The 14,553-nt window shown below is 65.9% G+C and carries 13 protein-coding genes and 3 pseudogenes; 6 read left to right on the forward strand and 10 right to left on the reverse strand.

Annotated features, from left to right (window positions below; genetic code table 11):
* Positions 1 to 806, reverse strand: a pseudogene (locus VFH65_RS21475) (hypothetical protein); the annotation flags it as partial.
* 113 nt (positions 807 to 919) lie between these two features.
* On the opposite strand from VFH65_RS21475, the gene VFH65_RS21480 reads away from it, so the two are divergent.
* From VFH65_RS21480 to VFH65_RS21490, 3 genes are read left to right on the forward strand one after another with little or no spacing between them, the layout of a single operon-like run.
* Positions 920 to 2,284, forward strand: a complete 1,365-nt coding sequence (locus VFH65_RS21480) for a flavin monoamine oxidase family protein (protein WP_353324072.1) — start codon at positions 920 to 922, stop codon at positions 2,282 to 2,284.
* A 31-nt stretch (positions 2,285 to 2,315) separates the two neighbouring features.
* Positions 2,316 to 2,825: a YkgB family protein gene (locus tag VFH65_RS21485; protein WP_353324073.1), complete on the forward strand. Its 510-nt coding sequence runs from the start codon at positions 2,316 to 2,318 to the stop codon at positions 2,823 to 2,825.
* Positions 2,826 to 2,882: 57 nt separating this feature from the next.
* Complete coding sequence (locus VFH65_RS21490) at positions 2,883 to 4,634, forward strand: ArnT family glycosyltransferase (RefSeq protein WP_414688478.1); 1,752 nt, start codon at positions 2,883 to 2,885, stop codon at positions 4,632 to 4,634.
* 202 nt (positions 4,635 to 4,836) lie between these two features.
* Here the strand turns inward: VFH65_RS21490 and VFH65_RS21495 are convergent, their stop codons facing one another.
* The 4 genes and pseudogenes from VFH65_RS21495 to fabG form a co-directional block, all read right to left on the reverse strand.
* Entirely contained in the window at positions 4,837 to 5,589 is a 753-nt protein-coding gene (locus VFH65_RS21495) for an ABC transporter permease (protein ID WP_414688479.1), read from the reverse strand.
* A 58-nt stretch (positions 5,590 to 5,647) separates the two neighbouring features.
* Positions 5,648 to 6,400, reverse strand: a pseudogene (locus tag VFH65_RS21500) (ATP-binding cassette domain-containing protein); the annotation flags it as partial.
* 55 nt (positions 6,401 to 6,455) lie between these two features.
* Complete coding sequence (locus VFH65_RS21505; protein ID WP_353324077.1) at positions 6,456 to 6,926, reverse strand: MarR family winged helix-turn-helix transcriptional regulator; 471 nt, start codon at positions 6,924 to 6,926, stop codon at positions 6,456 to 6,458.
* Positions 6,927 to 6,971: 45 nt separating this feature from the next.
* Positions 6,972 to 7,748, reverse strand: coding sequence for a 3-oxoacyl-ACP reductase FabG (gene fabG, locus VFH65_RS21510; protein ID WP_353324078.1), 777 nt, complete (start codon positions 7,746 to 7,748; stop codon positions 6,972 to 6,974).
* A gap of 34 nt (positions 7,749 to 7,782) precedes the next feature.
* Here fabG and VFH65_RS21515 point away from each other — a divergent pair, with 34 nt between their 5' ends.
* Entirely contained in the window at positions 7,783 to 8,181 is a 399-nt protein-coding gene (locus tag VFH65_RS21515; protein ID WP_353324079.1) for a hypothetical protein, read from the forward strand.
* Here the strand turns inward: VFH65_RS21515 and VFH65_RS21520 are convergent.
* Complete coding sequence (locus tag VFH65_RS21520) at positions 8,165 to 8,725, reverse strand: TetR/AcrR family transcriptional regulator (RefSeq protein WP_353324080.1); 561 nt, start codon at positions 8,723 to 8,725, stop codon at positions 8,165 to 8,167. The genes VFH65_RS21515 and VFH65_RS21520 overlap by 17 nt on opposite strands.
* A gap of 363 nt (positions 8,726 to 9,088) precedes the next feature.
* Here VFH65_RS21520 and VFH65_RS21525 point away from each other — a divergent pair, with 363 nt between their 5' ends.
* Entirely contained in the window at positions 9,089 to 9,436 is a 348-nt protein-coding gene (locus tag VFH65_RS21525) for a hypothetical protein (protein WP_353324081.1), read from the forward strand.
* Positions 9,437 to 9,447: 11 nt separating this feature from the next.
* On the opposite strand, the gene glgX is transcribed toward VFH65_RS21525, so the two are convergent.
* Positions 9,448 to 11,607: a glycogen debranching protein GlgX gene (glgX, locus tag VFH65_RS21530; RefSeq protein WP_353324082.1), complete on the reverse strand. Its 2,160-nt coding sequence runs from the start codon at positions 11,605 to 11,607 to the stop codon at positions 9,448 to 9,450.
* A gap of 106 nt (positions 11,608 to 11,713) precedes the next feature.
* Between glgX and VFH65_RS21535 the strand changes: the two genes are divergently transcribed.
* Positions 11,714 to 12,532 (forward strand): enoyl-CoA hydratase/isomerase family protein, encoded by an 819-nt coding sequence (locus VFH65_RS21535; RefSeq protein ID WP_353324083.1) that lies wholly within the window; start codon positions 11,714 to 11,716, stop codon positions 12,530 to 12,532.
* Here the strand turns inward: VFH65_RS21535 and VFH65_RS21540 are convergent.
* The 3 genes and pseudogenes from VFH65_RS21540 to VFH65_RS21550 all read right to left on the reverse strand — a co-directional run.
* The gene (locus VFH65_RS21540; RefSeq protein ID WP_353324084.1) at positions 12,529 to 13,080 is read right to left on the reverse strand and encodes an isochorismatase family protein; all 552 of its coding nucleotides are present in this window, start codon (positions 13,078 to 13,080) and stop codon (positions 12,529 to 12,531) included. The genes VFH65_RS21535 and VFH65_RS21540 overlap by 4 nt on opposite strands.
* 12 nt (positions 13,081 to 13,092) lie before the next feature.
* Positions 13,093 to 13,758 (reverse strand): PAS and ANTAR domain-containing protein, encoded by a 666-nt coding sequence (locus tag VFH65_RS21545; RefSeq protein ID WP_353324085.1) that lies wholly within the window; start codon positions 13,756 to 13,758, stop codon positions 13,093 to 13,095.
* A 30-nt stretch (positions 13,759 to 13,788) separates the two neighbouring features.
* Positions 13,789 to 14,553: pseudogene (locus tag VFH65_RS21550) on the reverse strand (hypothetical protein); the annotation flags it as partial.

The following is a 14,553-nucleotide window of genomic DNA, read 5'->3' on the forward strand; positions in this document are numbered from 1 at the left end:
AGCCCGCGCATGGCCTCCAGTTGCGTCATCGGCGAGTTGGCCACGCCGCGTCCCGCGGAGAACTTGATGCCGTAGTGGTACGGGTGAAACGACAACGCGTCCATGCTGCCTGCGGCGCCCGCGTCGTACATCCGCTGCAGGAACACCACCGGATCCACCGTGAGCGATCCGAAGGACACCACCCAGCCGAGCACGCCGCCGATGACGGTGGCGCCCGGATCGGCTCCCTTGATCCTGGGGTAGGCCGTCTTGAGCAACTCGGTGTAGAGCGCGGCGTCGGGACCCTGCGCCCCGGTCGCCCAGAACATGATCGAGTTGGGTTCGTTCCACACCTCGTAGGCCTGCACCCGGCCCGCGTAGCGGCTTGCCACCGCGGCCGCGTAGTCACCGTAGGTAGCCATGTTCGTCGGCGGGCCCGCGAACTGCAGCGTGCCCGGCACGGCCGCCCAGCCCGGTGAGGAGTTGAGGATGCCGACAACGCCGAGGCCCCTCGCGTTGGCCGAGTTCACCAGCAGATCGGCCTGGCCCCAGTTCCATGTGTTCGGATCGGGCTGAATCCCCGCCCACGGCAAGAGGATTCGCACGCTCTGCACGCCTGTGGCGACCATCAGGTCCAGCGCATGGTTGACGTCGTCGGGACCGTAGCCCCACATGTCGGAGTCGGCGAAGCCGATCGATCCGATCGCGGCGGTCTCGATGACCGGGTAGTTCCGCGTCTTGGAAGACGGAGACAGCACGTTGGTCAGAGTTACCGACAGCACGGCGACCGCCATCAGCGCGATGACAGTCTTGAGCAAGTTACGCATTAGTCCCCTATCTAGGGCGGGCCAGGCAAGTCCCAACACGCATGTATCGGAATTTGCCAGCTGAAAGTAACAAAACTCCACGCCCGCCATAAGTGGAGCGGACAGTGGCAATTATGACGGACGTTAATTATTGCGTGGTTGGGGCAGGCTTTGCGGGGCTCACCGCCGCTCTGCGACTGAAGCAGGCGGGCGAGTCGGTGGCGGTGATGGAGGCCCGTGATCGGATCGGGGGCCGGACATTCACCGAGGTCAGAGAGGACGGCGTGTGGATCGACCGCGGCGGGGCCTGGGTAGGGCCTGGCCAGGATCGCATCAAGGCATTGATGACCGAGTTCGGCGCGCGAAGTTACAAGCAGTTCGTCGACGGCAAGTCGATGATGATCGTCGACGGCAAGCAGCACCGCTACTCCGGCACGATCCCGCTGACAATGAGCCCGTGGGTGTCGGCCAATCTCGGCGCGGTCTTCCTCGAACTGGGGCAAATGTCGAAGTCGATTCCGCTCGAGGCGCCGTGGGAAGCGAAGAACGCCGAGAAGTGGGACCAGATCACGCTCGCGAAGTGGCTGAGCAGCAACACGGTTTCCAAGGCTGCACACGATCTGCTCGAGACGGCGCTGGCGGGGTGCTACACGTCGGCCGCTTCGGAAGTCTCGATGCTGTTCGTGCTGTACCAGATGGCCTCCGGTGGCGGACCGGGCTTTCTGCTGGGCGTCAAGGACGGCGCCCAGGACTCCCGGATCGTCGGCGGGATGGGCGCGGTGTACCGGCCGATGGCCGCCGAACTCGGTGACTCGCTGCACCTGTCACAGCCGGTGCGGCGCATCGACCAGGACGCCGAGGGGGTGACGGTCCGCTCAGACGACATGACCGTCAGGGCGCAGCGGGTCATCGTCGCGGTGCCGATCGCGATCGCGAGTCAGATCCTCTACGAGCCGATGCTGCCGGTGGACCGGTCGTTCCTGCACCAACGCATGCCCAGCGGGGCGATTTACAAGATCAACATCGTCTACGACGAGCCGTTCTGGCGTAACGACGGGCTGTCTGGGCAGTCGGCCGCACCCGGGTCGCCCGCGACGGTGACGATCGATGCGTCCACCGATGCGCCACGGCCCGGCGTTCTCTGCGTGATCGTCGAGGGGCCGATCGCGCGGCAGATCGGCCGGCTCGACGAGACCGAGCGCAGGCGCACGATCCTGGCCGAACTCGTCGGCCGATTCGGTGACAGGGCCGCTTCGCCGGTCGACTACGTGGAGCAATGCTGGACCACTGAGCGCTACTCCGGAGGAGGCATGCTCAGCCACGCACCCCCGGGGGTGCTGACCGAGTTCGGGCATGCGTTGCGGGAACCGTGCGGCCGCATCCACTGGGCAGGAACCGAGAGCTCAGCGGTCATGTGCGGATGGGTGGATGGTGCTGTCCGCTCCGGTGAACGGGCGGCGGCGGAAGTGATGCAACGCGAAAGGGTCGCCGTGGCGTAACGCTCGCCGCTCTTGGCGGCACTACGCGTACATGACCACATACTCGATCAAATCCATTCAACAGAACACCATCGATACCGCCGCAGGCCTTGCCGCGCGTTACGGCCTGGCCATCGTGCTGTTTTGGTACGGCGGCCTGAAGTTCATGAACTACGAAGCGCAGGGCATTCAGCCGCTGGTTTCCGAAAGCCCGTTCATGAGTTGGCTATACGAGATCTTCTCCGTCTACACGTTCTCGGCCCTGCTTGGTGTGATGGAAATCGCCGCCGCAGTGCTACTTGTCGTCAAACCGTGGTGGCCGAAGGTGTCGGCCTTCGGCAGCCTGCTCGCGATCGCGTTGTTCGTCGCGACGATCAGCTTCCTGTTCACCACGCCGGGCGTCTTCGTCGCGTCCGAGGGCGGGTTCCCCGCGCTGTCGCTCGATGGTGGGTTCCTGATGAAGGACATCGCGCTGCTGGGCATCTCGGTGTGGACGCTGGCCGATGCGTTGCGGGCAACCCGCAGCACTCTCGCCGGCTCCTCACAGCTTCACGCAGGGTAGTAATGCCTGACTGGCGGTGTGACAACAACGACGTGGCGCAGGGCCAGCCTCGCGGTGATGTTGACCGCGACCGCGGTGGCCTACCTGTGGAACATCACCATCAACGGAATGGGCAATCAATTCTATGCCGCTGCGGCACAGGCGGGTTCGACGAATCTCGAAGCACTGCTCTTCGGTTCGCTGGATGCGCACAACTTCATCACCGTCGACAAACCGCCGGTCTCGCAGTGGGTGATGGGGCTGTCCGGGCAGGTATTCGGATTCAGCAGCGCGAGCATGTTGGTCCCGCAGGCGCTGATGGCCGTCGGCGCCGTAGCACTGCTCTACGGCGCCGTCGCCCGCGTCTGCGGTCCGTGCGCCGGATTGCTCGCGGGCGCAGTACTTGCCCTGACACCGGTGGCCACGTTGATGTTTCGCTTCAACAACCCGGACGCGGTGATGGTCCTGCTGATGACCGCGGCGGCGTACTGCACAGTGCGGGCGCTGCCGGGAGCCAGCGCCAAATGGCTGGCGTGGGCCGGTGTCGCGCTTGGCTTTGCGTTCCTGGCCAAGATGCTCGAGGGTTTGATGGTGGCGCCCGCGCTGGCCACCGCCTACCTCTGTGCCGCGCCAACCACGCTGCGTAACCGGATACTTCACGTACTCGGCGCCGCGGCCGCGTTCGTGGTGTCGGCTGGCTGGTTCGTGCTGCTGACCCTGATGTGGCCTGCGTCGTCTCGGCCCTACATCGCCGGATCGAGTGACAACAACTTCATGAATCTTGTGTTGGGCTACAACGGTTTTGCCCGCGTCCTCGGGCGCAACCACGGCGGGTTCGACGTCGATAAGCCCGTTGACGCTTTCGGCGCACAATCGCAGGGCTGGTCGCGGTTGTTCTCCGGCGAGTTCGGCTTCGAGATCGGCTGGCTGGTGCCCGTCGCGCTGCTGGCAGCCGTGCTGGTGATGCTGTCGCGGCGCCGCGAGCCGCGGACCGATATGGTGCGCGCCGCCGCCATCATGTTCGGCGGCTGGCTGGTGGTCGACGGCGTGGTGCTGAGCTTCATGCACGGGATGATCCACCCGTACTACAGCCTGTCCATCGCGCCGGCGATCGCGGCACTGTTCGCGATGGGCGTTCGCGAGATGTGGTGGAATCTACGGGTTCTCGCGGCGATGTTGCTCGGCACGGGCCTCTGGGCGTGGTGGATCCTCGGCCGTAACAGCGGGTGGCTGCCGCAACTGCGATGGACGATCCTGGCGGTGACCGCCATTGCCGCGGTGATGCTCGCATGCCGTTGGTCCGCCCGGCGGGGATTCGCGCTGGCCGCGGTGAGCGCAGGCTTGATCGGCGCGCTGGCCGGACCCGCTGCATATGCGATCGCCACCATTGGCCAGCCGCACCACGGTGGTGGACCGACGGTAGGTCCGGCCGTGGCCGCTCGGTCGCACATGTTCGACCAAAGCGACGACAACCCGGGCCTCGACGCGATCCTGAAAGGCAGCGGGACGACGTGGTCAGCGGCGATCAACCGGTCGTCAAGCGCCGCAAGCCTCGAATTGGGCAGTGGCACATCGGTAATGGCGATCGGAGGGTTCTCCGGCACCGACCCGACGCCTACGCTCGAGCAGTTTCAGGACGACGTCGCCCAGCACAAGGTGGCCTACTACGTCGTCGTCAACAACCGCGGACATGCACCGGCTCGGCCGAACCGGGGCCACGCGGACATCGCGGCGTGGGTGTCGGCGTCATTCCGGTCGACCACGGTCGGTGACGCGACGGTCTACGACCTGTCCGCGCCCAAGACGGCGGGTAGTGTCCCGGCTCGTTGACTGGGATGCAATGGGGCTCTTAGGTTTGCACGACGAACATCAGAGCACCGCGGGCAGCGCGTCGCGACTACGGTCGGCTGTGCGATGGCTGTATCGAGTGTGCCTGTGCTGCAGGATTTGTCGAGCGTATGCGCCGTGGGGACACACTCGGCGCAGTGGACGCACAGTCAAAGCGGTACGGGCACACTCGGCAAGAAGACGGCTAGCGCACCAGCCGTCGCAGCAACACCGACGCCACGATGATGCCGGCCACCGCGGCCACCGCCAGCACCGCGACGTCGAGCACCGCGTTGGTCTCGGCGCCGATCAGAAGCCCGCGCAGCGCGTTGACCTCATAGCTGAGCGGGTTGACGGCCGACAACCAGCGCAGCCACTGCGGCATCACCTCGACGGGATACAGCGCATTGGATGCGAAGAACAACGGCATCGTGATGGCCTGGCCGATGCCCATCAATCGGTCCCTGTTGCGCACCAGGCCGGCCAGCGTGATCGACAGACAGGCGAAAAATGCCGAGCCCAGCACCACGACACCCATCGCGGCAAGGATTTTCAGCGGGTTGAGGGTCATGTACACACCGAGCAGGTATGCCAGTGCCACCACGCCGATGACCTGGACCACCGAACGCAGTCCTGCCGCGAACGCCTTCCCCGTCACCAGAGCCGACGCCGGTGCCGGCGTGACCATCAGCTTGGCCAGGATGCCGGCGTCTCGGTCCCAGATGATCTGGATGCCATAGAAGATCGAGATGAACAGCGCAGACTGGGCGATGATCCCCGGCGCGAGGAACGCAAGGTACGGCACGTCTCCGGTGTCGATGACGTGCAACCGGGAAAACGTCTGGCCGAAAATCAGCAGCCACAGCGCGGGCTGCACCAGGCGCGTGACGAGTTCGGTGCGGTCGTGGCGCAGCTTCTGCAACTCGACAAGTGAGAAGGCGCCGACCAACAGCATCATTCCCCGGATGCGGCGCCACCCCCGTGGTGCCCGAACCAGGGTGATCGAGACGTTCGGCTCAACCGACACGGCGCGCCGTCCTTCTGCTCGTCCGGACGGCTCGCACACCGCCGTCGGAGGTGTCCTCACCGAGATCCGAACCCGCGTAACGGCGGAACACGTCCTCCAGCGTGGCGCCGGGGGATACGGTCTGCTTCAACTCGGCGGGCGAACCGATCGCCTGCAGCCGCCCGTGATGCATCAGCGCCACCCGGTCGCAGAGCGCGTCGGCCTCCTCCATGTAGTGCGTTGTGAGCAGGACCGTCATCCCGAATTCGGCCTGCATGCGGTGCACCTGGCTCCAAACACCATCGCGGGCAATGGGATCCAGGCCCACTGTGGGCTCGTCGAGGAGCAACAGCGACGGCCGGTTCACCAACGCCTGCGCCAGCTCGAGCCTGCGGACCATGCCTCCTGAGTAGGTGCCTGACAGCCCGTCGGCAACGTCGAGCAACTGCATCGCCTCGAGCGCTTCGTTGACGCGGTCGGCGCGGTCGCGGCGCGGCACGTCATACAGGCGCGCGAACAACTCGACGTTCTGCCGTCCTGTCAACGCGGACTCGATCGAAAGTTGTTGCGGCACATAGCCGATGTTCTGCCGGATGTCCATGGTGTCGCGGCGCGCGGCCAGGCCGAAGATGAACACCTCGCCATGCTGGACCGGCGTCAGGGTGGTGAGCACGCGCACGACGGTCGTCTTTCCGGCGCCGTTGGGGCCGAGCAGTCCCACGGTCTCACCGGCTCTGACCTGCAGGCTGAAATCGTCGACGGCGGTGAAGTGGCCGTAGGAGTGGGTGAGGTGGCGGCAATCTATGGCCAACGGCGGCTCAGTTTGGTTCATGAAGCTCTCGCGTTTCGCTTTCGTGCAGCATGCGGGTCATTTCGGCGAGGACGTTCAAGCCGCTTGCGAGGCTTTCGACCTGATCGGCGTCAAGCTCGTCGAGCACCGCCGCCAGCGCGGCCCGCCGGGCGGCGCGCGACTCGTCGGCGATGTGCTGGGCCGGCTCGGTCAGCCGCAGCCGGCCCACTCGACGGTCGTCGGCGTCGGCGGTGCGGATCAGCAGCCCATCGGCGGCGAGCTTGGACACCAACGTGGACGCGGTGTTCGGCACCAGGCCCAGCTCGGTCGCGGCTTCGCGGACCGAGATGCCCGGCTGGCGTCCGACAAGTCGCAGCAGTTCGGCTTGCGACTGTGTCAGACCGGTCGCGTCGAACCCTCGGCCTGTCCGGCTGAGCTGGCGACGGAACCGGCCGACGACGTGAAACAGCTCGGTGGCCAGGTCGGTGCGGGTCTCCACCCCAACGACGATACCTCTGTTTCAGAGGTATCTATCCGGAGGCCCCTACGGTGAGACGGCGTCTGGGGATTCGGGCAGCACCTGGCCGCCGTCGACCGCGATGGCCTGGCCGGTGATGTAGCCGGCCTCGTCGCTTGCGAGGAACGCCGCGGTGTAGCCGATGTCCTCCGGTGACCCGAGCGCGCCGGCGGGAATCGCGCGGGCCATGCCGGCCAGATAGTCCTCACCGAGATCCGCGAGGCCCTCGGTCATGATGTTGCCTGGCAGCACCGCGTTGACGGTGATCCGGTGCGGAGCCAGTTCGATCGCCGCGGTCCGCATGAAACCCAGCTGCGCGGCCTTCGATGCGCCGTAGTGCGACCATCCGGGAAACCCGGTGATCGGACCGGTGATCGACGAGGTGAGGATGATCCGGCCCCTGCCGGAGGCGATCAATGCGTCCAGGCAGGCCTGCACGCTGTAGATGTTTCCCTTCACGTTGACGTCGAGCACCTCGGCAAGCTGATCCGGGGTCATCGTCTTCAGCGGGGCGTCGGGGAAGATCCCGGCGTTGGCGCACAACACGTCGAGCCCGCCGAACGCGTCGACCACGGTCTGCGCCATCGTGGTGCAGGAATCGCGGCTCGTCACGTCGACGGCGACTCCGATGACCTTGCCGGTGCCGAGCCCATCGAGGGCGCTGACCGTCGCATCGATGTCCTGCACGGACCGGGCCGCGACGGCCACGTGCGCTCCCGCGCTCGCGAACACGGATGCGATGCCCCTGCCAATTCCCTTGCTGCCGCCGGTGACCAGCACCGACCTACCGTCCAGTGAGAACATGCGCATCAGTCTCGGACATCGGCGACCATCGTGCATGGTGGGGCGGACAATCGACGGCATGGCCTCCTACCTGCTCAACGAAGCCGCGGTGGTGAAGGCGCGCTCACTGATCGACGCCCGCCAGTACGTTCTCGACAGCGATTGGGGAGAGGCGCAGCCCCGTGCGGACGCGCAGAACGCCTACCTCGAATCGCACTCATGGGACGAGTACCTGCAGTGGCACCTCGGGCTGACCGACGGCGCCAAGGACCACACCAAGGCTCGATATGCGTTCGTATACGGCGACTTTCGACGCCTGCACCGGACCGGGCTGATCGCCTGTGTCTACCGGGCGTCCGAATGGCGGCACAAGGACATCGAACTGGCCGCCCATGACCTGCTGCAGTATCTCGACAGCAAGACCGGGCTGGAACCGTCTAAGGGCGCAGGATGAAGTCCAAGAAACCCTCGCGCAGTTCGGGGGGTGCGTCGCCGCTGGAACCGGCCGCATGCAGCAGACCCAGGCCGGCCGCGAACATCACCGTCGAGCGCAGCCCCGCCTCCTCAGGCGAGAAGCCGTAGTCGACGAACGCCTGCCACACCGCCTTCAGGACGCGCCGGTCGCTTCGCTGGACGCTTGCCAGCACCGATTCGTCGGTGAGCGTCCACACGCGCATGGCCCGCTCAAGGGCCCAGTGCTCGGGACCGACGAGCGTGCGCATCATGATCGCCAGGCGTTCGCGGGGATCGACGTCGGGCATATTCTCGAAGGAGCGTCGACGCTCGTCCTGGAGACTGCCCCACGCCTCGGCGACGGCGTCGCGATACGCCGCCATATCGGTGAAGTGCCAGTAAAAGCTGCCCTTGGTCACGTTCAGCCGTGCGCAGAGCCGCTCGATTCGCAGCGCGTTCGGGCCGCTATCCGCTAAAAGTGCGAATCCGGCCTGGATCCAATCGTCGGCCGACAAACGGCGGCCAGCACCGCGCGCCGGCGCCATGCTGGGCAGCATACGGCGACTGCAGACCCTGGCAACTGACACTCGCGGAAATTATTTTGGCAAAGCAATGACCACTTGCCGCTTTGGGGGCTCTGCACAAAAGCGGCAACCGTGGCCGCCAGGTAGGGCGCCGCCGCTCTTCGGCTCCTACTCCGGCCCGCCCGGCCGGCGGCACAGCTGAGAAACTCTGGTGCCAGCGCAGCGGCCACGGTTGCTACAGCGGCTAACCGTACCATACGGCCTGGTACGGAGAGTGGAAGTCAAGCAGTAAGGATGCTGGCGCGCAACACTTCTGAGACCAAACCCCGGCATCGTCGGGTCAGCGGGCGTTTAACAAGCCGGCGAGTGGGCAACCGCTGGAGGGTGGAACGCGTTAACCCCGAATTCGACGACTCGCCCAACGACACGGGCGGCATCGACGACACCCTGCGTCCCAGCGAAGCGCTCGACGCCGACGAGGTGCGCAACGACGACGGTGACGAAGTCGTCGACCCGCCGGAGGACTGGGCCGCCGCGGACAAGATCGCAGAGGAACCCGACGGCGAATCTCTAGACGAAAAGCTGGCCGCGGAGGAGCCGGACGTCTCGCCGCCGGCGTCGGATACCGGTGTGGGGATGGACCACATCGACCCGGAGGACCACGGGACCGACCGCGGTCAGATCAGCGGCACCCCTGAGGACGGAGATTCGCTGTTCCCCGTCGTCGAGTGACCTGAAGTGACCTAGAGCGTCGAGGCCTGCAGCACCAGAACCGCACGGCCATCGACCGTCACCGTCTCGCCTGCGGCAATCGGTTTCGGCTCGCCGTCGGTTGCCACGTCGGCCCCCGTGTCGATGACCGGTTGCCACGCAACACCGAAGTCGACTGGAGGCAGGGCGAATTCGATCGGTTCGTGGTGGGCGTTGAAGCACAGCATAAAAGAGTCGTCGGTGACCCGCTGCCCGCGTACATCGAGATCAGGGATGCCCTGCCCGTTCAGGTACACGGCCACCGACTTGGCGAACCCACTTTCCCAGTCCTCGCCGGTCATCTCTGTTCCGTCGGGCGCAAACCACGCGATGTCGGGCGTGCCAGGCGTGCCGCGTTGTCGCACAGGGCGACCGGAGAAGAACCGTCGCCGCCGAAACACCGGGTGTGCCGTGCGCAGCGCCGACACCGTCCTGGTGAACTCGATCAGATCAGAGTCGGCCTGCGCCCAGTCGATCCACGACAGCTCGCTGTCCTGACAGTAGACGTTGTTGTTGCCCCGCTGGGTGCGACCGAGCTCGTCGCCATGCGAGATCATCGGCACGCCCTGCGAAAGCAGCAGTGTGGCAAGGAAATTGCGTTGCTGGCGGGCGCGAAGCGCGTTGATCGCCTTATCGTCGGTCGGCCCCTCCGCCCCGCAGTTCCATGACCTGTTGTGGCTCTCGCCGTCGCGGTTGTCCTCTTTGTTGGCTTCGTTGTGTTTCTCGTTGTAGGACACCAGGTCGCGCAGGGTGAACCCGTCGTGGGCGGTGACGAAGTTGATCGACGCGACGGGCCGGCGCGCCGTGCGCTCGTAGAGATCGGCCGAGCCGGTCAGCCGATATGCGAACTCGTCGAGCGTGGCAGGCTCGCCGCGCCAATAGTCACGGACGGTGTCGCGATACTTGCCGTTCCACTCCGTCCATTGCGGCGGGAAGTTGCCGACCTGATATCCGCCTGGGCCGACGTCCCACGGTTCGGCGATCAGCTTGACCTGGCTCACTGTCGGATCTTGTTGCACGAGTTCGAAAAACGCGGACAGCCGGTCGACGTCGTAGAACTCGCGCGCCAGTGTCGAGGCCAGGTCGAACCGGAACCCGTCGACGTGCATCTCGGTCACCCAGTACCGCAGCGAGTCCATGATCAGCTGCAGCGAGTGCGGGTGGCCGACGTTGAGGCTGTTGCCGGTACCGGTGTAGTCCATGTAGTACCGCTTGTCGTCGTCGACCAGGCGGTAGTAGGCAGCGTTGTCGATGCCGCGCATCGACAGCGTCGGCCCGAGGTGGTTGCCTTCTGCGGTGTGGTTGTAGACCACGTCGAGGATGACCTCGATGTCGGCCTCATGCAGGGCGCGGACCATCGCCTTGAACTCCTGGACCTGCCCGCCGGGGGTGGTGCTGCTGCTGTACTTCGGGTCGGGCGCCAGGAATCCGATGGTGTTGTAGCCCCAGTAGTTGCTCAGACCCTTTTCGATGAGCGTCGAGTCGTTGACGAAGTGGTGTACCGGCATCAACTCGATTGCATTGACGCCCAGCGATTTCAGGTGCTCGATGATCACCGGGTGGGCGACGGCAGCGTACGTCCCCCGGATCTGCTCAGGGATGCCCGGATGCGTCTGGGTGAGCCCCTTGACGTGTGCCTCGTAGATCACCGTGTCGGCGTATTCGTGGCCGGGCGGACGATCGACGCCCCAGTCGAAGAACGGATTGATGACGACCGACTTCGGCATGCTGGCCGCCGAGTCCTCGTCGTTGCGGCTGTCGGGGTCGCCGAAGTTGTAGCCGAACAGCGACTGGTTCCAGTCGAAAGTGCCGTCGATGGCCTTGGCGTAGGGGTCGAGCAGCAATTTGTTCGGGTTGCAGCGCTGGCCTGCCCGCGGATCGTAGGGGCCGTGCACGCGGTAGCCGTAGCGCTGGCCCGGTTCGATGTTGGGGATGAAGCCGTGCCACACGAACCCGTCGACCTCGGGCAGCGTCACCCTGGTCTCGTTGCCGTTGTCGAACAGGCACAGCTCGACCAGGTCCGCGGCCTCGCTGAACACCGCGAAATTCGTGCCGGATCCGTCGTATGTCGCGCCAAGCGGGTAGGCCTTGCCGGGCCAGATCTCCGGTCCGGCTGGGGTGGGCGGAACCTCCGAGTGGGCGGTGCGGGCCAAAGTGCGTGCTCCAGACGAATGCAGACGAACCCAGACTGACTGGGCACTGACCAAGGCGACAATACGTGGCGGCCGCCGCTCTTTCCTCTCGCACCGGAGGTACCCAATGCCCAGCAATGCCAACCTGCCTGAATACCGGACGTTGCTGCTCACGGTCGATCGCGGCGTGGCCACCATCACGCTCAACCGGCCGCGGCAGCGCAACGCCGTCGGCGACGGGATGCGTGAGGAGCTGGCCGACGCATACCGCGATTGCGACCGTAACGACGGTGTCCGTGCCGTCGTCCTGACAGGCACACCGCCGGCGTTCTGCGCGGGCGCCGACCTCACCGCCGGTGAGCGCACCTTCGCAGAGCCAGGACCCGGTTTCAGTGCGGCGGGTATCGACGTGCCGGCGTGGACGCTTGGCAAGCCGGTGATCGCCGCCGTCAACGGGCATGCGCTCGGACTGGGTCTGACGCTTGCCCTGCAATGCGACATCCGGTTCTTCGCGGCCGACGCGTCCTACGGCGTCGTCCAAGTCAGAAGGGGCGTCGTCGGCGATGCGTACTCGCACTGGATCCTGCCGCGGCTTGTCGGCATCTCCAACGCCGCCGAAATCCTGCTGACCGGAGCCACTTTCGACGGGCACCGCGCAGTTGCGCTTGGGCTTGGAAGCCGCGTTCTTGACGCCGACGATGTCCTGCCCGCCGCGCTCGAGCTGGCGCACGACATTGCCGAGAACACCGCGCCGATGTCGGTGGCCGCCAGCAAGCGGCTGCTGTGGGATTCGTTCGAACTCGACCGCGCCGCCGTCGGTGCCCGCGAGACCGACATCCATCTACAGGTCATGGGTCACGACGACGCCAGAGAAGGTGTGCGCGCATACACGCAACGGCGTGCGCCGGTGTGGACGGGCACGCCGGTGGACCCGACCGCCGGTTAAGCGACCTCGACGCCCGCGGTGCGCAGATCCTCGACGGCCTTGGCCGTCGACTCCGGTGCGACGCCCGCCGTCAAGTCCAGCAGCACCCGGGTGGAGAAGCCCGCCTTCGCGGCGTCGGCGGCCGTGGCCTGCACGCAGTAGTCGGTGGCGATGCCGACCACGTCGACCTCGTCGACCCCGCGCTGGCGCAGCCAGTCGGCCAGCGCTGTGCCGTCGTCGTCGGTGCCCTCGAAGCCGCTATAGGCCGCCGAGTAGTGGCCCTTGTGGAACACCGCTTCGACGGTGCCTGCGTCGAACTGAGGATGGAAGTCCGCACCCGGCGTGCCAACCACGCAGTGCCGCGGCCAGGACACCGTGTAGTCGGGATCGTCGGAGAAATGCTCACCGGGATCGATGTGGAAGTCCTTGGTCGCCACGACGTGCGCATACCCGGGATGGCTCGCGAGCAGTTGCGTGATCCCGCGGGCCACGGCGGACCCGCCCGTCACTGCCAGGGAACCACCCTCACAGAAGTCGTTCTGGACGTCGACGATGATGAGTGCCCGCATAGGTCAACGGTATTAGCCAGGCCCTGCGGCGTCGACCCGCTCATGCGCGGTCAGCAATAGGTGGTCGAAGGTCGACCGTGCAGGCAGGGTTTCTTCGTAGGTGAGTTCGCGGAAGTCGGCAAGCAGCTGTTCGGCCAGGATGCGCAGCTTGACGTTGGACTCCTGGGAGCGCCACTTCAACAGATCGAACGCCGCATCGGCATCGACTCGGTAGATCAGCATCAGCATGCCCTTGGCCTGCTCGATCGACGCGCGGCTCTCGGCGATCTCGGCGACGGCGGCGTTGACCAACTCCTCGTGCAGCTCCGACGGCGTCACGTCGACGTAGAAGCCGTGCGTTCCGATCAGCTCGCCGTCGTCGTCGTAGAGCTGGTCGCCGATGACCACCACCGAGTGCACCGAGCCCAAGGTGTCGATGATGCGATGCCGCGTGGAGAACGTCTTGTGGGTGCGGCGCATCTCGTCGAGCGTCGCGGCGACCTGTCGGTAATCGTCGGGATGCTTGTGGGACAGGACCAGCTCGGTGGTCGGTGTCACCGTGCCCGGTTCGTAGCCGTGCATGTGCTGCACCTGCTCCGACCACTCCCAGCGCTCGTCGTCGAAGTAGAACCGGAACCAGCCGACACGCTGCGGCGACCCGCCGGCCAACGCCTGCTCCAGGTAATCATTGCCCGGCACAGAGTCACACTATCGTCAATTAGCGGGGCACTACCCACCGAAAAGCAGATACAGGCCGGTGAACGTATAGCCGACCATCACCAGCATCATCGCCAGCTGTCCCGTCAATTGGTGACCGGCCGGCAGCAGTCGCAGCGCCCGATCGTGCGCCGCGATCACGCCCGCGACGTGCCCGGCCACCACGCAGCCGACCTTGATGGTGGCAAGCACCGACGGGTGCATCGACAGCACGTAGGCCACCTCCGCGTCGCGAAGGCCAAGCAGCAGGATGACGGTCTGCTGGCCGCGCTCGACCAGATACGTCAGGTAATGGGCGAACACATAGCCGATCACGATCGGGATCAGCGAATGCGCCATCAGCCCCGGCAGCTCGCGGCGCCGTTGCGCGTCGACCCCACCGGTCGTTCGAGCCGCCAGCCAGAACGTCGCGGCCACGACGCCTGCGAACATCAGCAGCCCCGCGGTGCGCATCAGCGTCGACGTGACCGTCGACGAGGTGTGCGTGTCGACGAAGCCGCGCCACTGCGGCATCGCCGAAAAGCTGTCGAATGCAGTGGATCCCAGCAACACGGCGAGCAACGTCACGGTGCCCGGCCGCACCGGCAGCGACGGCAGGTGGTCGAACGGATTGCCGATCGCAATCCTCGCATCGGGATTGCGGCGCAGCGGCGACAGTCGTGACGCCACCACGCTGTACACCTCGAACGGGTCGGCGCGGGCACACCACCGCTCGCCACAGCACAACGCACCCGCGAGGGTGACAGCCAGATAGATGAGCAACCAAATCCGAATGGC

This window comes from Mycobacterium sp. (genome assembly GCF_035697385.1).
Taxonomy (GTDB): domain Bacteria; phylum Actinomycetota; class Actinomycetes; order Mycobacteriales; family Mycobacteriaceae; genus Mycobacterium.